The following is an 18,701-nucleotide window of genomic DNA, read 5'->3' on the forward strand; positions in this document are numbered from 1 at the left end:
GTGAAAAAGAGACCTTTTGAAGGCCTCTTTTTTTTCACTTCACTTCTGCATTTAAACAAGATTTAAAATGTCCAAGTGCATATTCATGCCCTTGCGCATTAAAAGATGCTACTGCTTTTTCATAAACCACAATTTGAAACCCTTTGTTATAAGCATCTACTGCTGTATGAAGGACGCAAATATCTGTACATACACCTACAAGATGCACTTCCCCTATTCCTCTTTCTCTTAGCTTCATTTCTAGATCCGTTCCTGCAAAAGCACTGTAACGTGTTTTGTCCATATAGTATACATTCTCTGCATTTTTATATTTCTCGCATACATCTTGTAATTCACCAAATAAGTCTCTTCCATTTGTACCTGCTATATTATGAAGTGGAAACAATTTCGCTTCTGGATGATATACATCATTGTCTTCATGTTTATCGATCGCAAATACTACGTAATCACCTTTTTCAATAAATTGTTTCGTTACACTTACAAGTTCCTTCTCAATTTCTTGACCTGGTTTCCCACATGTTAAAGCACCTTTTTCAGCTACAAAATCATATGTATAATCAATATTTATAAGAGCTCTTTTCATAACTACAATCTCTCCTTCTTCTGTTTCACAGTAAACAATAGAAAATTTGTTATTACGACATCGTATGTACTATTCGACATTTCAAATGAAATCCCTACATTTCCAACTCAATACTTACCTTAATCCGAGTTTATCATAAAGCGTAACTTTAATCATAGGGGGTATTATCCTTCACCAATCGGGCTTTTACGGGCAAGTTGATCTCCCACCTAACTTCCTCGCATGTGCCGAATTTTCAAGTGGGGTTCTTATTGTCCGTTAAGGCTTGATAAAACCGATACACAATGACAAAACATACAGCTCCAATTAACAAGTCATGAATGTGATAATTGAGCGTAACTTCAACCGCCTCTTGTAAAGTAAACCAAATGACCGAAAACATTATAATAAATAAGAAAATACGAATAACTCGTTTCAAACTTTCAATTCCTTCCTCTTACATGATAGTAAAGAATAAGTTCTTTCTATTCATTCGTACTAGAAAGTGAAACAAATTATTCTCAATGACATAATTCAATCCAAACTAAAAAGTACACTACTTTTGAGTAATGTACTTTTTTCCATATTAAGACGCAGGTTTCGTTTCAAACGTCGCTTGATTCAAGCTAATGACTTTTCCTTTTGGATCATTGTTTTCAAACTGAGCTGCGGTAATCGTATGACTACCTGTCTCAAGCGTCTTTTCTTTTAATTGTACTGTTGTCTGTGTTGTACTAGTTACTTGATGTTTATCTGCAAATATTTGATCTACAAATACAAATGTTTCTTTATCGTTTTGAAAATTGGAAAGTTCTAATTCGACTTGCTGAATTAAAGTATCCTTTTTTATGAATACAGTTGGTATATTGCCATTTTCAGAAGTACCATCTGGAGTAGTTACTTTTACTTTCCCTTCTCCGATTGGCACTGCTCCTTCAGGAAATACGACCATATTCTCATCACTTGCATTTACAACTTGTTCTTCCTGGTTTGACTGTGCATCCTCTTTTTCCTTTGGAGTACCACAGCCTACTAATAGCAATACAGACAATCCAGCGATTATGAATTTCTTCAAAATTCATTCCCCCTGTTATTTCATTATAATTTATTATACAAAAATAACTTCTTGATTTTAAAACTAGTTTTTAACACTTTCATGAACAAATATTAGCTTGCTCACGATTACTGTACCATACTTTCATTTTAAGAACATTAATTTTTTTAAAGAAATAAATAGTAATTCCAATCTATTCATCATTTTAGCCCAATTTACTAAAAAAATATCCATTCAAAATAAAAAGACATTGTCATTTCAATGTCTTTTCTACATAACATTTAGAAAATAAATGTTGTAATCTCATCAACTTCTTTTCGAGAAAGTTTCTTCGGCTTATCTTTCGGAAACCCGAGTGAAATTACCATATTAATTTGTTTTTGAGGCTCAATTTGTAAATATTGTCGCAGTTCATCTTGAGCTAATAATACAGGTCCTGTCATTGGACAAGTACCCAGTCCTCTCGCATGTGCAGCCAACATTAAGTTTTGTGCTGCTAAACAGCTACTCTTAATTCCTTCCTCTTCCCATACTGAATCAGGAACGAAGGCAATTGGATCAAATATCTTTTCACGAAACTTTGATTCATATGGTGTTGCCAAACATACGATTAATACTGGCGCCTCAGAGAAAGCTGTCGCATATGGACCGAAAGAACGTGTAAGTAATTTCCCTGCTTTCTCTTCTCCATTTTCTGCTGCTTTTGCTGCAAGTTTATGTAATGCATCCCATGTCATTTGTTCAATTTCTTTAATTTTCTCTCGGTTCATAATGACCAAGAACTCCCACGTTTGTGAGTTCGTATCACTCGGTGCATAACGAGCACAATCAATAATTTCTTTTATATCACTAGTGGATACTTCTTGTTCTGTAAACTTTCTAACACTTCGTCTACCGTGAATTACTTCTTTAAAATCTTCATAATTCATATATTAAATCCCCTTTTTACAGCGTTTTCAAAACTTGTCCTATGGTTGAATTATATCATGAAAAAAAGCTGGGGGAATACCAGCTTTTTCCCTCATTATTAATTTGTCACTTTAAACAAACTAATACTTTCTTCATATGCAGCTTGTAGTTTTTTCGTAATTGGTCCTCTTTCGCCGCTTCCAAACTTCTCATCACCAATTTGAACAACAGGGAACATTTCAAGTGGTGTCGCTGTAAAGAAACATTCGTCAGCCTCGTATACTTCTTGCAATGAGAATTCACGCTCTTCTACTTCAATATGTAAAGCTTTCGCTAATGTAATAACGTAGTGACGAGTAATGCCGTGTAGAATGAAATTATCGGCCGGATGTGTAATTAATTTATTATTTTTCACCATAAAGAAATTCGAATGACACCCTTCTGTTACAACTCCATCTCGTACTAATATCGCTTCTTGATACCCCTGCTCGTTTATTTTATTTTTAATCATGATATTAGGTAGAAGGTTTAAAGATTTTATATGACAGAACTTCCAGCGTATATCCTCTTCTACAGTAACCTTTATTCCTTGTTCCATAGTAGTAGTAGGTCTTGGAAACGAAACAATATTCGCAAAATATGTTGGTTGTAAATCTTTTTCATACACATGATTTCGAGCTTGAGCACCACGTGATATTTGAAGATACACATTCCCATCTTCTTGAAATTGATTTTTTTCAATCATTTGATGTAACTCTTCCACTAACTCTTCTTTAGTAAACGATGGAATTAGTTTTATTTCTTCCATAGAATTAAAAAATCGTTCCAAATGTAAATCCAATAAATGTGGCTTCCCATCATATAACCTAAACACCTCATATATACCATCACCAAATTGAAAGCCCCTCTCCTCTAATGGGACCATCGGCTGTTCTTCCTTCGTATTCACAATTCTTCCGTTAAATAAAATCCAATCTTTATGAGTAGCTTTCATTCCTTCCCACTCCTTTATTCCATAATTGATTTTATTGTACAACTTATCCACACTTAAAAGAAGGAATTTTCTGTATTTAACTAAACAAAAAAAGTACATCACCTATTTAAAGTGATGCACTCAACCATTCATTTATTTCAAAAAATATTTTTCAATATCATCTAGCATTAAGTTTGCAGCTTTAATACCGCCTGCTGTATTCCAAATTACTTCATCCACTTGGAATACTTTATTATCTTTAGAAGCCTGCAGCTGCTTAAAGAGTGGGTCTTCTGTCCATTCTTTTGCTAACGTGGTTCCTTCGTTATTCTTATCTGCATCTTTATCAGATGTGAAGTAGAATATGTAGTCTCCATCCATATTCGGAATTTGCTCTTTTGTAATTCCTTTTATCGCAAACTCATCTTTATCTTGTAGTGGTGGTCGCTTAAATCCAATATCATTTAAAACAGCACCTGAGAATGAGTTTTTCTGATAAATACGAACGTCACCTGGTACGAAGCGAATAATAGAAACTTTAGAATTCAATTTATCTCCTAACTTCTCTTTCATTCCTTCAATACGTTTTTTATAATCTTCAAGAGCCTTTTGCCCTTCTTTTTCTTTATTTACAGCTTTTGTATAGAGTGTAAAGTTTTCTTTCCAATCCCCGCGCAATGTTTCAGCGTACACAGTTGGCGCTATTTCGTTCAATTGCTCATATATTTTTTCATGACGCATTTTATTACCGATAATTAAATCTGGCTTAAGCTTCATAACTGCCTCTAAATTAATATCACGCTCAGTACCTACAACTTTCGTATCTTTTAAATCTTTCGCTAAATGAGGATACCATTCATCACCAGCACGTGGTTTTGTAGTTCCAACTGGTGTTACTCCGACAGCTAAAAGCGCCTCCGCACCCTCATTTGTTAAAACAACTACTTTTTTAGGTGTACCATTTACTGTTGTTTCACCCATTGCATGCTTTACAGTATACGAATCTTTTGCTTTAGCCGATGTATCATTTTCTTTTTTCTCTTCTTTGCTACACCCTGCGATTATTACCATAAGTATCATAATGCTGAACATAAATATTTTTTTGCTATGTACCATATGTCCTCCCTAGATGAAATCGATTATCATTAACAATTAAAGATTAATGTATATTACATACATTGTCAATGTATATCAGAAAACTTTTTCAATATATACATTTTAGATTCTATCCGCTATTCAAATGTTTATTTTTAAAATAAAGTGTATAAGTATGAAAATAATAAACGTTCTTAAAATGCGTATCTACGTTATACATAAATACGCATTCATATTACATTATAAACTCATTTCCTAATATTGATTATATTTAATATATGATGGATCATTATACACCCATTGATTTCCACCAAGGTTCAACCAACCGTTTTGATTAATATATACTAAATAAGATTCTGGATTATTTAATTTACGAATAACTGAAGAAGATGTTGATGGACCACTTCTTAAATTCACATTCGTTCCTTGTATATATGCGACACCAATTGCACTTCCATCGCTATTGCTCGTCTTTACAAAATTAATGTACGAAGGGTCATTATACACCCATTGTCCATTTCCTAAGTCTAACCATCCGTTACTTTCCTGATATACGACATACGATTCTGGGGAGTTTAGTTGACGAATAACCGAAGAAGACGTTGATGGACCACTTCTTAAATTCACATTTTTCCCAAGGATATAAGCAATCCCCTTCGTTTGTGGTGTTGGCTGAGGATTTGGAGGTTGTGGATTTGGAGGATTCGGATTTGGAGCTACTCCAAAAATAGCTGCTATTCCGTTTGCATATGCTTGACTTAGATCTTCGATAAATTGTGGATTTTTCAATAAATTAGCATCAAATGTTGTATCAATAAAAGCAGTCTCAGTTAAAATTGCATCCATTGCAGTCTCCCTTAGTACCGCATAATTTGCTTTTTTTGCCCCTCGATCACGAAGACCATATTTTGTTAATACAGGATTGACTGCTGCATGCATTTTTTGTTGCTTTTCATATGCGGAACTACTATTAGATAGCGCATTGTAAATATAACTTTCAAATCCAGTGCCACCGCCACTATTAATGTGAAATGAGATAAAATAATCTGCACCAAATGAATTAGCAATATTAGCACGTTCTGATAAAGAGATAAACACATCACTATCACGTGTCATTTTAATATTGATTGGGTAATTTGCAGATAAAATATCTCGCACACGTCTAGCAATTTGAAGTGTTAACTCTTTTTCCACTAACCCATTACCAACAGCACCAGAATCATATCCACCATGCCCTGCGTCTATAACAAGTTTCATATATCTTTTTCATTCCTTTCTTTATTGTAATAAGCTTTCATTTCTACTCGTCCTATTTTATGTTAATTGTACAAGTTCCGTTACAAGTACAAATAAAAAAACCCCCTTATGTAAGGCGGTTTCTATCGCTTTGCTTTAGCCAATTTAAAATGAATATATACGATTGATAATGGATGTAACGTATGCAAAATAAAAGAAATAAAAGAAATATCCCACCGCCGCTATATAGCAACCCAAACTTCAAAAAGATGTTCAAAAGAGGTGGGAAATACGTTATGTTTTGCAATACAAATAGCATACAAAACAAAATTACAAACACGGGTATATATTGTAATTCATATGGTCTTCTCTTCTTATACATTCTTTTCCGAATAAAAGTCTGGCATAGTTCTGCTACTATAAAACAACCTCCAACTAATACAAGACCAGAAGTTATCGTCATACGTCCACCTACCTTATATTCATATCATCACCTAATCAATATTCACTATATTTTCTTTACATATATTCCATTTTCCTCAATAAAACCAGATCCCTCTATGAAAGATTTAGCTTGTTCCGTAAACATCTCTTGCAATACTTTTATTTCTTTCACATTTCTCTGTTTCATCATTTCTTCAAATGTAAAATACGTATTTGTCCCGTATCCATAACCTTGATAATCAAAATGAATAATTAACTGTGACAAAATAGCACTCTCTTCTTGAACGCTATAATCTATTACACCAATATATGTATCATCAGCCTTTACACAATACTGAACCTTTTTCTCATCTAAGCTGTGTGAGTGAAACATTTCTTTTACAGCGCTTTCATTTTCTATATTTACTTTCTCAAATGTAATCATATGTTGTCCATCCTTTTACTATTATTGTATCAATAATAAATGCAATTTATGAAAAAAACCTTAAGATCGAATGCGACCTTAAGGTTTTTTATTAAACTAAGCTATACGCACGCTTTGTTTCTTCGTGGAACTTATTCGTATCGTATTTATGCTCAACATAAATTTGATGCCATACCATAAACGCAAGTACAGTCCAAATTTTACGGCTATAATCGCCTTTATCTGCACAATGTGCTTCCAGTAAGTTTAATACATACTGTTTTTCGATTAAATGCTCAGTTTTGCTTTCTTTAATAATATTTACAGCCCAATCGTGCATTTCATCTTTTAACCAGTGACGAATTGGTACTGGGAATCCAAGCTTTTTACGATCTAACACGTGATCCGGAACAATTCCACGAGCAGCTTCACGTAATATAGCTTTCGTTGTTCCGTTTGCAATTTTAAATTCTGTCGGAATTTTAGATGCAACGTCAAATACTTCTTTATCTAAGAACGGTACACGAAGTTCTAATGAATTTGCCATCGTCATTTTATCAGCTTTTAATAAAATATCGCCGCGTAACCATGTGAACATATCAATGTACTGCATTTTACTTACATCATCATAATCTTTAATTTCGTTATACAATGGTTTCGTGATATCCATATAGTTAACACTTTCATCGTAATACTTCATTAATTCAGCTTTCTCTTCTTCACGGAAGATTTTCGCATTTCCATAGTAACGCTCTTCGATTGGCGTACATCCACGCTCTAAGAAGCTTTTTCCTTTAAACCCTTCTTTAAGAGCACCACTTAATGCCTTTAGAACACTCTTTCCTGGGCTAGGAATGTAAGAGAACATTTTTAACGAGTTTGGCTCACGATAAATGTTATATCCACCAAATAGCTCGTCTGCACCTTCACCAGAAAGAACAACCGTTACATGTTTACGCGCTTCTTTCGCAACGAAATACAATGGTACAGCTGCTGGATCCGCTAAAGGATCATCCATATGCCAAATGATTTTTGGGAACTCATCCATAAATTCTTGCGCTGTAATGAATACGTTATGGTTTTTAACTCCTAATTTCTCAGCAGTTTCTTTCGCAACATCAACTTCACTGAAACCGCGTTGTTCGAAACCAATAGAGAATGTTAATAGATTTGGATTCATTTCTCTTGCGATAGAAGCAATAATAGATGAATCGATACCACCAGATAAGAAAGAACCTACTGGTACATCACTACGCATATGTACTTTTACAGAATCGTATAATACATCACGAATTGCTTGGATATGCTCCTCTTTCGTTGCGCTTGAAGCGTTGAAATAAGGATTCCAGTAGCGATGGATTTCCATCTCTTTACCGATTTCTTTTACGAAGTAATGACCAGGCTCAATTTTGTTAACATCAATTGTTAATGTTTCTGGCTCTGGACCATATTGGTACGTAAAGTAGTGTTGTAGTGACTTTGGGTTTACCCCTTTGTCTTCCATTACATGCATAATACTTTTCTTCTCAGATGCGAAGAATGTAGTATCACCTTGTTGTGCGATGTATAAAGGCTTAATACCGAAGTGGTCACGTGCACCGAAAAGTGTCTTTTCTTCACGATCCCAAATCATAAATGCGAACATACCACGAAGGTAGTCTACACATTTTTCTTTCATATGTGCATACAATGCAATGATAACTTCTGTATCAGATTGTGTAGCAAACGTTGCACCTTTTTCAAGTAACATTTCACGTAGTTCTACATAATTGTAAATTTCACCATTAAAAATAATTACATATCGATCATTTTCATAAGTTAACGGCTGATGTCCTGCCTCTAAGTCAATGATACTTAAACGGCGGAAGCCAAATTGTACATGTTCATCACGAAAATATCCTTCGTCATCTGGACCGCGGTGGAAAATCATCGTGTTCATATTTTCAAATTGATGTTTTTCTGTTTCTGAAAACTCTCTAGGGTTTTCACATAAACATCCTACAAAACCACACATACTTCTTACCCTCTTTCAGTTTTCATTCTGTCTCAATACTACTATATCAACCCTATTTATACTAGCATAATCAACTGAATATGGCGACCAAAAACTATAAAAAACTCACTCCATTTCACATTTTTAACATTTTTTTATGAAAACATGAAAACTAGGCACTCACCTTTCTCCGCTTTTGTCATATGATATTGCAAATTGATTTCTAGGAGGTAATACCATGAGTGAAGAAAAAAAAGATTCTTCTCGCCCACCAGTTCGTAATTATTTAAAACAAATTGATGATTTTTTCGAACAAACGCCTCTTCGTGGCGTAATTGCTGATTTAAATCATTTTTTCCAAAAAGGAAACCGTTTATTAACATTCCCAGTAGATTTATACGAAGTTGGTGACGAACTCGTCGTTACAGCCGAACTACCAGGTATACAAAAAGAACAAATTCAAATTGAAATACAAAGCGAATACTTAAAAGTCTCTGTAAAAGAAGATATACTTGAAGAGACGGAAGAAGAACAAACATCTCATAACTATTATCGCCGAGAACGTTCCATTTCAGAAGCGTCAAGAATTATTAAGTTACCATATTTAATTAATAAAAAAGCAACGAAAGCTTCTTATCAAAACGGTGTATTAGAAATTCGCGCACCGAAATTACCACAACAGCATGACATATTATCCATAGACTGAATACTAATAAAAGAAGGGTGCTAAGCACCCTTCTTTTTAATCAGCTAATCGCTTCATATCACGTATAATATCTTCGTATGGCGTATTGCTAATGCCGCTATATTTTTTCATTACTTTTCCATTTTGATCGACTAAGAAAAATGATGTACCGTGTATTACTTGCCCATTCTCTGGTTTATCTACAAGCGACTGGAAGTTATCTTTTGAAAACTTTGTAATATCCTCCAGTGAATAACCAGTTAACAAGTTCCAGTTACTTGTATCCTCTGTAAACTTTTGAATGAATGCTTTCAAATTTTCTGGTTTATCAAGTTCAGGGTCTACACTAAACGAAACAAACTGAACGTCTAATTTCTCTTCCTTAGCCATTTTCTGTAATTTCGCCATATTAGCAGTCATTGGCGGACAAACTGTTTGACAGTTTGTAAACATGAAATCAGCTACCCAAACTTTCCCTTTTAAATCTTTTGTACCAAACGGCTTTCCTTCTTGATTTGTAAATTGGAAAGTTTCTAAATCCCAGTTTAACGGTTTACGGAGTTTTGCCCCTGAACTACTACAACCTGCAAGTACAAAGAGACAAAATACAACCATAAGACCAATTAACTTTTGATAACGCTTCATTATTAAACCTCTTTTCTCTATCCTTAATTTATGTAAGTTATGTATATCATAACAAAAGTAAACACTATGAGAAAATTGTTTACATCATTTGTTCACGAAATCGTACGAATTTACGTATGTTACTTCTTTATTTCAAGCGAATTACTAGACAAAATATATTTTACTACTATTATTTCTCTAACCATTATTTGCGAAACGAAGTTCATTGTTAAATTTGTAAATAAATCCCCCCTATTTTTTTACAATTACTTAAACATTAATCCATGTTAAACACTGTATTCCTTAACAACATTTCGGTACAATACAACTACAACGATTTTAAATGAGGTGATGTTCATGGCAAAGCGCTATGAAAATATGGATAATGCAAGTACAAAAAAATCAATTCGCGCCTTCTTACGTTGGCGTAAAGAGAGAAAGCAAAACAAAAAAGACTTTTCTTTTCTAGTAGAACAATCACCTGTTAAACAAAGTAAATTTCTACTAAATAACTTTGAAAAAACGACTGTCACATGGATTGGTCATTCAACTTTTCTCATTCAAACGAACGGCTTAAATATTTTAACAGATCCAGTATGGGCAAATAAATTAAAGTTAGTTCCACGACTTACTGAGCCAGGGCTCACTATAAAAGAACTACCTAAAATCGATATCGTTCTTATTTCACACGGTCATTACGATCATTTAGACTTTTCATCTCTTCGTCAACTAAATGATGATACCTTATACCTTGTTCCTATTGGGCTAAAAAAATTATTTACTCGTAAAAAATTCACCAATGTAGAAGAATACAACTGGTGGGAAAGTACAACAATTGATGAAGTCTCTTTTCACTTCGTACCTGCCCAGCACTGGACGAGAAGAACATTATTTGATATGAACACCTCTCACTGGGGAGGATGGATCATTGATAATATGACTTCTTCAGAAACCATTTATTTTTGTGGTGATAGTGGTTATTTCCAAGGATTTAAAGAGATCGGCAAACGTTTTTCAATCGATATTGCACTTATGCCAATTGGTGCCTATGAACCAGAATGGTTTATGAAAGTGTCTCACGTTTCACCAGAAGAAGCTGTGCAAGCGTATCTAGATATAAAAGCTACACATTTCATTCCCATGCACTACGGTACTTTTGCTTTAGCAGATGAAACACCAAGGGAAGCAGTAACACGACTACGAAATAACTGGAATTTACGAATGCTACCGTGGGAACAACTACATGTTCTCTTTTTAGGTCAAACTTTCACTTATAGCCCTATTGTCCCAGTTAAAGAACCAGTAAAAATCACAGAAACTTCTCATGTATAATAGTACTAATTTTTGCGAGTAATTTATCATATACTTTAAAAAATTGAAAAGGGTGTTTTCCATGAAAGATTATTTACAGACTCGCTATATAATTAGCGGTAGCGCCTGTATTGCCCTTCTCATTTCTTATTTTCTGTCCTGAAATAATAAAAAAGCTACTTGAAAATTCATTTCAAGTAGCTTTTTTATTACTCTGCTAAATACATAAAACCAATTGCTCCTGGTCCTGTATGAGTACTGATAACTGGTGTTGTAAAGAAAATCTCTGATTGAGTGAATCCATTCACTTTTTCAACAGCAGCTTTTACACTTTCTGCTAAAGGAATTGCTTTAGCATGTGGAATCGCAACAGCTTTCACCACTTTCCCAGCAGTATCTTCCTCGAATAGTTTAGCCAACGTTTTTACAATCTGCCCTTGGCTACGTACTTTCGTTACCGGATTATATACGCCGCCTTCTAAACTTGCAATAGGTTTAATATTAAGTAATGAACCGATAAAAGCTTTCCCTTTACCGATACGTCCACCCTTCACTAAGTTCTCTAATGTATCTACGACAACATATAAACGAGTATTCTTTCTTACTTCATCAATACGTTTTAAAATATCTTCTAGTGAGCATTCTTCTTTTGCCATTTTTGCAGCTTCAATTACTTGATATGCTAAAGCATGTGTAATAAATTGAGAATCAACAACTGTTACTTTTGTATCTGTCATTGATGCAGCACTATTCGCTGTTGCGACAGTACCGCTCATTCCACCTGTCATATGAATAGAAAGCACTTGGCTTCCGTCTTCGCCTAGCTTGTCATACATTTCTACAAATGTACCCATAGCCGGTTGTGATGTTTTTGGTAATTCTTCTGATTTAATCATTTCTTCAATAAATTCATCCGGTTGCAAATCTACACGATCTAAGTATGTTTGTCCATTTACAGAAATAGATAATGGTAAAACATGAATATCATACTTCTCAAGTATATCTTTTGATAAATCTGCCGTTGAATCTGTTACAATTTTAATTTTTTGCATATTATATTCTTCCCTTTCCAATACGCTCTCCCTGTTATTATACTAGCATTCCCGAGGCTTTCAACAATTTCGAATGAATTTCACCAAATTAATTATATTTTTATACCTAAAATGAAAAAGACAGAGCCTATCTAACTCTGTCCCTGCTGTGTATTATGCATTCTTTTCAAGAGTATTTGTCTTATATACATTTGAATAATCATTCCACTTCAAACAACTTTGTAAATATTCACGGAAAGAGTACGAGAATCTTGGGTTTTTATGTTTTTGAATTTTTGCAATAAACAATTGAAGACGAGACTGAATTAGAAACGCTAATGGATGCTGTGTTTGTAGGACAGGGATTTCAAATATTTTAATACAATTCCCTGTTGCATGAGTGAAATAAAAACTTTTCGTAATCACAATATCAATCCTCTTTTTCGTTGGATTTTTGAACTTCCTCCACTTTATTCTTTAACACGTTTTTTAGTGTAGGTTTCCTATGAATACTAAAATATCCTTAAGCTGCCCCATTTAGAAGTTAATACTTCATTTATATCCACCTAATTCGAACCCTGTCCTATATATCCTTTGAGACGGGAGTCTTATTACCCATATATAGCTTGATAACTTCAGTATAAACTTATAAAAATGAAAAGTTTGTCTAAATTTTGGAGATTCTATAATTTTTTCCTTCTATATATTGTATACAATTATAGCTAGAGTATAACAAATAAATTAAAAAGTGCCTTTATAACGAGGCACTTTTCGACTGTATTTCTTCTTCTCTTTTCTGTTTTCGTTTACTAACTATCTTTGATAAAGCGATACTAATTTCATAAATACAAATAAGCGGTACCGCTACTAAACTATGTGATAAAAAATCTGGCGGCGATATACATGATGCAATTATAATCAACACGACATAAGCATATCTTCTTATTTTCTGAAGAAATTCTGCCGTTAGAAGACCTATACTCGTTAAAAACATAACAACTACAGGTAATTCAAATATAACAGCAAACGGAACTGTTAAATTTAATACGAAATGAAAATATTTTTCCGTTGTAAACATCGTATTAAACATCTCATTACCAATTGTAGTTAGGAAATGAAATAAAAATGGCATGACGATAAAATAACCGAAAGATAGGCCTGCTATAAATAATATAGACAATACCGGTATATACATTAATGTCATTTTTTGTTCATTGGGATGTAAACCTGGTTTTACAAATAACCAAATTTGTATCGCAGCAAAAGGAATTGTACAAACGACAGCAAATACTGTAGCAATCGAGAAAAAAATCCACAACACATCACTTGGACCGAGAACAGTTAATTTCATTGGTAAATCTTTTACAAGCCAAAAATAAATATCCTTCGTAAAAGTAAATCCAATAATTAAAAATAATACAAAGGATAATACTGTATATATTACTCGTTTGCGAAGCTCAACAATATGTTCTACTACGCTCATTTCCCGATCTTCCATCTCGTTCACCACACTTTATTTATCCATTCCGAGAAAAACTTCAGCATATTCTTTTATTTATTTTTTTTCTTTCTCTTGAAATGCCTCATCAGTCAATTCTTTTGTTGATTTTTTAAATTCTTTTAACGTTTCCCCTAAAGCTTTCCCAATTTCCGGTAACTTTTTTGGGCCAAATAAAATTAACACTGCTACTAAAATTAAAATTAACCCCGGAAAGCCGATATTTGAAAACATTTCCCCATCCCCTTCATAAGTAGATTCCTTGTCCTACTATTCCATAAGTTCATTTTGTCAAAAAATTTCGTAAACGTCAATGTATCCGTTGTCTTTTGTCAAAAAAATTCAAAAATATAATCAATTAAATATCATTTTCTATTCCTTTTGTATATGATATGGTTAAGGAAAATATAACTTATCTCAATACAGTGAAAGGGATTAACATTATGACGCAAAAAATTAAAAGAATGACCCAATTTGTAAAAGAAGAAATTGCGAATGCAATTACCCATGGTATCGGTGCCATTTTAAGCATCCCTGCCTTAATCATATTAATTATTCATGCTTCCAAACATGGCACAGCATCTGCTGTTGTTGGCTTTACCGTTTATGGCGTAAGCATGTTCTTACTATACTTATTTTCTACACTGCTACATAGCATCCATCATCCAAAAGTAGAAAAGTTATTTACCATTTTAGATCACTCCGCCATATATTTATTAATTGCCGGCACGTATACACCATTTCTACTCATTACACTGCGTGGCCCGCTCGGTTGGACTTTACTCGCAATTATTTGGACCCTTGCGATTGGTGGCATTATTTTCAAAATCTTCTTTGTTCGTCGCTTTATTAAAACATCAACATTATGTTATATCATTATGGGTTGGCTCATCATCGTTGCCATTAAACCCCTTTATGAAAATTTAACCGGTCACGGCTTCTCACTACTATTAATAGGCGGCATTTTGTATTCTGTCGGAGCTATATTCTTCCTTTGGGAAAAGCTTCCGTTCAATCATGCCATTTGGCATCTCTTCGTACTAGGCGGTAGTACAATGATGTTTTTCTGCGTACTGTTTTATGTCTTACCCGCAGCATAAAAAAAGTTTCAGCTTGTTTAAGCTGAAACTTTTTTTATTACTTATGTAATTGAGATGCAATAATATCTTTTGTATGCTGGGTTAACTCTTTAGCATCCATACTTGCATATTCTTCAGGTGTAATTGGCTTAGAAATTGTTAATGTTGCATGAGCTGGTTTCATACGATTTCCATTAGCCTCAAACATCTTATATGTACCATCTAAAGTTACTGGTAATATAGATACGCCAGATTTTACAGCAAGGTGAAAACTCCCTGCTTTAAACTCACCGATTTCGCCACCCTTACTTCTCGTTCCCTCTGGAAAAATCACGATAGAATGCCCGCTCTTTAACAGTTCAATTCCATCTTTAATTGCCTTAAGAGATTGACGACGATCACTGCGGTCCATAAACACACAATTCATTAGTTCCATCCATGTTGGCACAACCGGAAACTTTTTAATTTCCGCTTTTGAAACGAATCCAATTGGCTTATTTAAGTAACCTAGTAACACAGGAATATCCATATTACTTTGATGATTACTTACAACTAGCACTGGCTTGTCTTTCGGAACATTTTCAAGTCCCTTTACTTCTACAGTCGATCCAGTTACACGCACCATTTTCTTACCAAACCAGTTTGTTGTTTTATACACAACACTATCTTTTTCTTGCGGTGACATCGCATTTGCTTTTCTTTTTATACGCCACAACCTTGGTGTAATCGCAATTACGATTAAAATTAAATAAAAGATTTTAAAAAACGTTTGAATCATACAGAACCCCCACCTATTATCATTCCGACCTTCATTATACTAGACAAACGAAGGAAAAAGAAGAAAAAATGTCCAAACAACAAGTGTTTGGACATTTTGAAGTTTTCTATATTAGAAACGTTTTGCTAATTCGCGTGCACTTGCAATTGCTGCTTCTTTAATGTCTTGTGCTTTTTCAGGATTTGCATTCATTCCTTCAACTGCAATATATTCAGTGTCTGATACACCCATGAATCCTAATACTGCATTTAAATGATTGCGACCGAAGTCCATAGATGCGTATGCTCCTTCAGAGTAAACGCCGCCTGTAGCTTGAATATGAAGTGCTTTTTTTCCTTCTAGTAAGCCAACTGGACCATTTTCAGTATATTTAAATGTTTTACCTGCGATTGATAAGTTATCTAAGTATGCTTTCACTACTGCTGGGTAGCTGAAGTTCCACATTGGAGTCACGAATACATAACGATCTGCATGCATAAATGTTTCTAAGTTATTGTTCATTGCTGCAACTTTTTGTTGCTGATTTTCACTTAAAGCTTCGAATCCTTCGCCTGCTGCAAATTTACCCCAAGCAGCGAATACGTCTGCATCGATTGCTGGTACAGTTGTATTGAATAAATCAATTGTTACAACTTCGTCTTGTGGATGTTCGTTTTTATATGCTTCGATGAAAGCTTCCCCTACTGCCATACCGAAAGAACCTTCTGCTGAATTTGGATTTGCTGTAATAAATAGTACTTTTGTCATTGTATTATCTCCCTTTTTCTAATTTATCTTTAATTCGAGATTTATTATTTTATAGTAAATAACTTACCTTATGTAAGTATAATACAAAAAGTTTTAATGGATGTCAATAAAAATAGCTACTTTTTTTTCGTAAGTTAATAAGTTACATTATTTCAGTTAGTTTTTGTATATAAATATTAAGGTTTTAATCAAATAAAAAACTATCTCCATATTTCATGGAGATAGTCTTCTTCAATTACTACTTTTGAAAAACATGTTTCACTTTTTCAGCTGGAATATTACTTCCACCTCTACCTTTTACATCTTCAATCATCATTGTAATAACCATATCAGGTGAATTTAAATCAAACGCAGCGAACCAACCTAGTTCTTTTCCTTCTGCCTCTTTTGATACTTTTAATTCTGCTGTTCCTGTTTTACCAGCAAGCGTCATACCATCAATTTTCGCAATTTTCCCCGTACCATCTGGATCGTTAATTACTTTCGTCATAGCAGTCTTTAATATATCCTGATTGCCTTTTGAAATGACATTCTCTTTCCAAACTTTTGGTTGCTTATCTGTTTTAATAATATATGGAGAAGGTATGTTTCCATCATTAACAATTGGTGCATAAGTTAATGCTAGATGGAGTGGCGTCATTAATACTTGCCCTTGTCCATAACCTGTGTCTGCCATTTGAATATCATTTTTAATCCCATCATTTGCGATTTTAGAAGCTGGGAATCCATATTCAATTGGTAATTTCTCATCGAATCCGAATTTTTTCGATTCACTCATAAATTTATCTTTTCCGATTTTCAAAGCTTCTTGTGCGAAATAAATATTATCCGAGTATTTCATCGCTTTATCAAAATCAATCGGATTTGCATCTTTTACACGCGTTACATAATAATTACCCCAAGAAGAATCTTTCGTCCATTTCAATCCTTCAATTTTCAACTCTTCTTTCGGATCGATTGTTTTCGTTTCAAGACCGATTGCAGCTGTAATTGGCTTAAATACAGAACCTGGTACCGATAATTGTGTAAATCGATTCGTCATCGGTTTTTTCGGGTCATTATTCCAAGCCTCGCGCTGTGCTTTTGATGTTCCTCGTGCAATTAAATTAGGATTATAAGCTGGACTACTTACAAGAGCAATTGTTTCTCCACTTTTCGGATTAATTGCCGCACTTGAACCAGCTTCTCCTTTCATTTCATTATACGTTTTTTCTTGAACAACACTATCGATAGTTAAAGTTACATTTTCTCCATCAACAGCATCTGTTTTCGCTAAATTTTTAATTTCTTTTCCTTGTGCATCCTCCATGAAGACACGGCCACCTTTTTTCCCGCGTAGCTGTTCTTCCAATACTTGCTCTAATCCAGCTTTACCAACTGGATCATCGGCTTGATAGCCTTTCTTTTGAAGCGTTTTTAAATCTTCTGCATTTACTTTTCCGATATAACCAGTAAGATGCGCTGCTGCTTCCCCTAACGGATATGTACGAACATTTACAGGTTTTGCTGCAACACCAGGTAAATCGATGTACGTATTTTGCGTTGCTCCCTCAGGCAAAATTCCAATTGGTACGAGATACCCTGGTTTTACCCATTTCGCAGCTAGTTTTTGATCAATCTCTTCTACAGACATATTTAACAACTTCGCTACTGCTTCTTTCGTTTGCGGAGCAGTTTCATCTAATTTTTCTGGAATAATTCCAATCTCAGAAGCTTTCCCATTCGTCGCAAGACCTTTTCCATTACGATCGTAAACTTCACCACGTTTTGGTTGTGTTGCCTGCATACGCACTTTACTATCTTTTGTCATGCCAGGGAAAATGAAATCAGGAGTCCAATCTATTTTCCAAGATTCTTTATCTCCATCTTTTTCTTTCACCATTTTTGCTTCATGGCCAAAAGAGATATTACCACCAACTGTATCCATACTTACTTTAAAAGGAACAGGACCTTCATCTTTTTTATCTTCTTTTACTTCTCCTGCTTCTACTTTTAAGTTTTTCACTTCAATGCCAGAATAAATTTTTTCATATTTCTCAGTGAACTCTTTCTTTGAAATATCTTTTTTTGCCTTTTCTGATAATTGATCATACATTTCTGCAAATTTTTGTTTATTCCATGCTTTTGTATATGTATCAAACGCTTCTTGTGGTTTTTCTTCTTTACCGCATCCAACTAACATGAACGTTAAGCAAAGAAAAAGAATCCCCCATATCTTTTTCAATCGATTCTCCTCCTCTTTCTATATGAATACTTTTGAAAATTTTAGCATTTTTACA

Annotated in this window: 21 protein-coding genes; 3 read left to right on the plus strand and 18 right to left on the minus strand. The window is 34.1% G+C overall.

The features are described 5' to 3' along the window. Positions 1–34: 34 nt before the first annotated feature. The 10 genes from MKX66_RS08720 to asnB form a co-directional block, all read right to left on the minus strand. Positions 35–583: a cysteine hydrolase family protein gene (locus tag MKX66_RS08720; protein WP_341085929.1), complete on the minus strand. Its 549-nt coding sequence runs from the start codon at positions 581–583 to the stop codon at positions 35–37. Between the two features lie 235 nt (positions 584–818). Further along, a complete protein-coding gene (locus tag MKX66_RS08725) occupies positions 819–1,001 on the minus strand; it encodes a hypothetical protein (RefSeq protein ID WP_012260876.1) in 183 nt (60 codons plus the stop codon). A gap of 147 nt (positions 1,002–1,148) precedes the next feature. Next, positions 1,149–1,637: a hypothetical protein gene (locus MKX66_RS08730; protein ID WP_002065200.1), complete on the minus strand. Its 489-nt coding sequence runs from the start codon at positions 1,635–1,637 to the stop codon at positions 1,149–1,151. 260 nt (positions 1,638–1,897) lie between these two features. Then, positions 1,898–2,545, minus strand: a complete 648-nt coding sequence (locus tag MKX66_RS08735; protein ID WP_002012699.1) for a nitroreductase family protein — start codon at positions 2,543–2,545, stop codon at positions 1,898–1,900. Positions 2,546–2,643: 98 nt separating this feature from the next. Beyond that, positions 2,644–3,519 carry a D-amino-acid transaminase gene (dat, locus tag MKX66_RS08740; protein WP_002141635.1) on the minus strand — a complete coding sequence of 292 codons (876 nt, stop codon included), beginning with the start codon at positions 3,517–3,519 and terminating at the stop codon, positions 2,644–2,646. A 132-nt stretch (positions 3,520–3,651) separates the two neighbouring features. Continuing rightward, the gene (locus MKX66_RS08745) at positions 3,652–4,614 is read right to left on the minus strand and encodes an ABC transporter substrate-binding protein (RefSeq protein WP_215591221.1); all 963 of its coding nucleotides are present in this window, start codon (positions 4,612–4,614) and stop codon (positions 3,652–3,654) included. Positions 4,615–4,848: 234 nt separating this feature from the next. Next, positions 4,849–5,850: an N-acetylmuramoyl-L-alanine amidase gene (locus MKX66_RS08750; RefSeq protein WP_002031713.1), complete on the minus strand. Its 1,002-nt coding sequence runs from the start codon at positions 5,848–5,850 to the stop codon at positions 4,849–4,851. A 106-nt stretch (positions 5,851–5,956) separates the two neighbouring features. After that, positions 5,957–6,292 carry a hypothetical protein gene (locus MKX66_RS08755; RefSeq protein ID WP_078176649.1) on the minus strand — a complete coding sequence of 112 codons (336 nt, stop codon included), beginning with the start codon at positions 6,290–6,292 and terminating at the stop codon, positions 5,957–5,959. 45 nt (positions 6,293–6,337) lie between these two features. Then, entirely contained in the window at positions 6,338–6,697 is a 360-nt protein-coding gene (locus tag MKX66_RS08760; protein ID WP_215591219.1) for a GNAT family N-acetyltransferase, read from the minus strand. 91 nt (positions 6,698–6,788) lie between these two features. Continuing rightward, positions 6,789–8,690, minus strand: coding sequence for an asparagine synthase (glutamine-hydrolyzing) (gene asnB, locus MKX66_RS08765; protein ID WP_002012706.1), 1,902 nt, complete (start codon positions 8,688–8,690; stop codon positions 6,789–6,791). Between the two features lie 217 nt (positions 8,691–8,907). On the opposite strand from asnB, the gene MKX66_RS08770 reads away from it, so the two are divergent. Continuing rightward, complete coding sequence (locus tag MKX66_RS08770) at positions 8,908–9,375, plus strand: Hsp20/alpha crystallin family protein (RefSeq protein ID WP_002012708.1); 468 nt, start codon at positions 8,908–8,910, stop codon at positions 9,373–9,375. Positions 9,376–9,411: 36 nt separating this feature from the next. Here MKX66_RS08770 and MKX66_RS08775 read toward each other — a convergent pair whose 3' ends face one another. After that, the gene (locus MKX66_RS08775; RefSeq protein ID WP_002141632.1) at positions 9,412–9,999 is read right to left on the minus strand and encodes an SCO family protein; all 588 of its coding nucleotides are present in this window, start codon (positions 9,997–9,999) and stop codon (positions 9,412–9,414) included. Between the two features lie 336 nt (positions 10,000–10,335). On the opposite strand from MKX66_RS08775, the gene MKX66_RS08780 reads away from it, so the two are divergent. After that, a complete protein-coding gene (locus tag MKX66_RS08780) occupies positions 10,336–11,310 on the plus strand; it encodes an MBL fold metallo-hydrolase (protein WP_061673897.1) in 975 nt (324 codons plus the stop codon). Positions 11,311–11,498: 188 nt separating this feature from the next. On the opposite strand, the gene MKX66_RS08785 is transcribed toward MKX66_RS08780, so the two are convergent. The 4 genes from MKX66_RS08785 to MKX66_RS08800 all read right to left on the minus strand — a co-directional run bounded on the left by MKX66_RS08785 (position 11,499) and on the right by MKX66_RS08800 (position 14,052). Further along, positions 11,499–12,341 carry a DegV family protein gene (locus MKX66_RS08785; RefSeq protein ID WP_061673909.1) on the minus strand — a complete coding sequence of 281 codons (843 nt, stop codon included), beginning with the start codon at positions 12,339–12,341 and terminating at the stop codon, positions 11,499–11,501. 153 nt (positions 12,342–12,494) lie between these two features. Next, entirely contained in the window at positions 12,495–12,746 is a 252-nt protein-coding gene (locus MKX66_RS08790) for a DUF2535 family protein (RefSeq protein ID WP_002012715.1), read from the minus strand. A gap of 328 nt (positions 12,747–13,074) precedes the next feature. Then, entirely contained in the window at positions 13,075–13,818 is a 744-nt protein-coding gene (gene tatC / locus MKX66_RS08795) for a twin-arginine translocase subunit TatC (RefSeq protein WP_215591218.1), read from the minus strand. A 57-nt stretch (positions 13,819–13,875) separates the two neighbouring features. Next, positions 13,876–14,052, minus strand: a complete 177-nt coding sequence (locus tag MKX66_RS08800; protein WP_002141629.1) for a twin-arginine translocase TatA/TatE family subunit — start codon at positions 14,050–14,052, stop codon at positions 13,876–13,878. Between the two features lie 209 nt (positions 14,053–14,261). On the opposite strand from MKX66_RS08800, the gene trhA reads away from it, so the two are divergent. Further along, complete coding sequence (gene trhA / locus MKX66_RS08805) at positions 14,262–14,918, plus strand: PAQR family membrane homeostasis protein TrhA (protein ID WP_002085872.1); 657 nt, start codon at positions 14,262–14,264, stop codon at positions 14,916–14,918. A 37-nt stretch (positions 14,919–14,955) separates the two neighbouring features. Here trhA and MKX66_RS08810 read toward each other — a convergent pair whose 3' ends face one another. The 3 genes from MKX66_RS08810 to pbpC all read right to left on the minus strand — a co-directional run bounded on the left by MKX66_RS08810 (position 14,956) and on the right by pbpC (position 18,646). Further along, positions 14,956–15,675: a lysophospholipid acyltransferase family protein gene (locus MKX66_RS08810; protein ID WP_002141628.1), complete on the minus strand. Its 720-nt coding sequence runs from the start codon at positions 15,673–15,675 to the stop codon at positions 14,956–14,958. A 111-nt stretch (positions 15,676–15,786) separates the two neighbouring features. Next, positions 15,787–16,422 carry an FMN-dependent NADH-azoreductase gene (locus MKX66_RS08815; protein ID WP_012260865.1) on the minus strand — a complete coding sequence of 212 codons (636 nt, stop codon included), beginning with the start codon at positions 16,420–16,422 and terminating at the stop codon, positions 15,787–15,789. A gap of 238 nt (positions 16,423–16,660) precedes the next feature. Then, positions 16,661–18,646 carry a penicillin-binding protein 3 gene (gene pbpC, locus MKX66_RS08820; protein WP_341085931.1) on the minus strand — a complete coding sequence of 662 codons (1,986 nt, stop codon included), beginning with the start codon at positions 18,644–18,646 and terminating at the stop codon, positions 16,661–16,663. Positions 18,647–18,701 lie beyond the last annotated feature (55 nt).

The sequence above is a fragment of the Bacillus sp. FSL R9-9530 genome (assembly GCF_038008145.1).
In the GTDB taxonomy this organism is placed as follows: Bacteria; Bacillota; Bacilli; order Bacillales; family Bacillaceae_G; genus Bacillus_A; species Bacillus_A mycoides.

What these genes read in the sequence shown, in the direction of transcription:
- MKX66_RS08815 (WP_012260865.1), bottom strand. Translation starts at nt 16,422, where the DNA reads ATGACAAAAGTACTATTTATTACAGCAAATCCAAATTCAGCAGAAGGT.
- MKX66_RS08745 (WP_215591221.1), bottom strand. Translation starts at nt 4,614, where the DNA reads ATGGTACATAGCAAAAAAATATTTATGTTCAGCATTATGATACTTATG.
- tatC (WP_215591218.1), bottom strand. Translation starts at nt 13,818, where the DNA reads ATGGAAGATCGGGAAATGAGCGTAGTAGAACATATTGTTGAGCTTCGC.
- MKX66_RS08785 (WP_061673909.1), bottom strand. Translation starts at nt 12,341, where the DNA reads ATGCAAAAAATTAAAATTGTAACAGATTCAACGGCAGATTTATCAAAA.
- MKX66_RS08755 (WP_078176649.1), bottom strand. Translation starts at nt 6,292, where the DNA reads ATGACGATAACTTCTGGTCTTGTATTAGTTGGAGGTTGTTTTATAGTA.
- MKX66_RS08720 (WP_341085929.1), bottom strand. Translation starts at nt 583, where the DNA reads ATGAAAAGAGCTCTTATAAATATTGATTATACATATGATTTTGTAGCT.
- trhA (WP_002085872.1), top strand. Translation starts at nt 14,262, where the DNA reads ATGACGCAAAAAATTAAAAGAATGACCCAATTTGTAAAAGAAGAAATT.
- asnB (WP_002012706.1), bottom strand. Translation starts at nt 8,690, where the DNA reads ATGTGTGGTTTTGTAGGATGTTTATGTGAAAACCCTAGAGAGTTTTCA.
- MKX66_RS08775 (WP_002141632.1), bottom strand. Translation starts at nt 9,999, where the DNA reads ATGAAGCGTTATCAAAAGTTAATTGGTCTTATGGTTGTATTTTGTCTC.
- MKX66_RS08780 (WP_061673897.1), top strand. Translation starts at nt 10,336, where the DNA reads ATGGCAAAGCGCTATGAAAATATGGATAATGCAAGTACAAAAAAATCA.
- dat (WP_002141635.1), bottom strand. Translation starts at nt 3,519, where the DNA reads ATGAAAGCTACTCATAAAGATTGGATTTTATTTAACGGAAGAATTGTG.
- MKX66_RS08770 (WP_002012708.1), top strand. Translation starts at nt 8,908, where the DNA reads ATGAGTGAAGAAAAAAAAGATTCTTCTCGCCCACCAGTTCGTAATTAT.
- MKX66_RS08750 (WP_002031713.1), bottom strand. Translation starts at nt 5,850, where the DNA reads ATGAAACTTGTTATAGACGCAGGGCATGGTGGATATGATTCTGGTGCT.
- MKX66_RS08760 (WP_215591219.1), bottom strand. Translation starts at nt 6,697, where the DNA reads ATGATTACATTTGAGAAAGTAAATATAGAAAATGAAAGCGCTGTAAAA.
- MKX66_RS08800 (WP_002141629.1), bottom strand. Translation starts at nt 14,052, where the DNA reads ATGTTTTCAAATATCGGCTTTCCGGGGTTAATTTTAATTTTAGTAGCA.
- MKX66_RS08810 (WP_002141628.1), bottom strand. Translation starts at nt 15,675, where the DNA reads ATGATTCAAACGTTTTTTAAAATCTTTTATTTAATTTTAATCGTAATT.
- MKX66_RS08735 (WP_002012699.1), bottom strand. Translation starts at nt 2,545, where the DNA reads ATGAATTATGAAGATTTTAAAGAAGTAATTCACGGTAGACGAAGTGTT.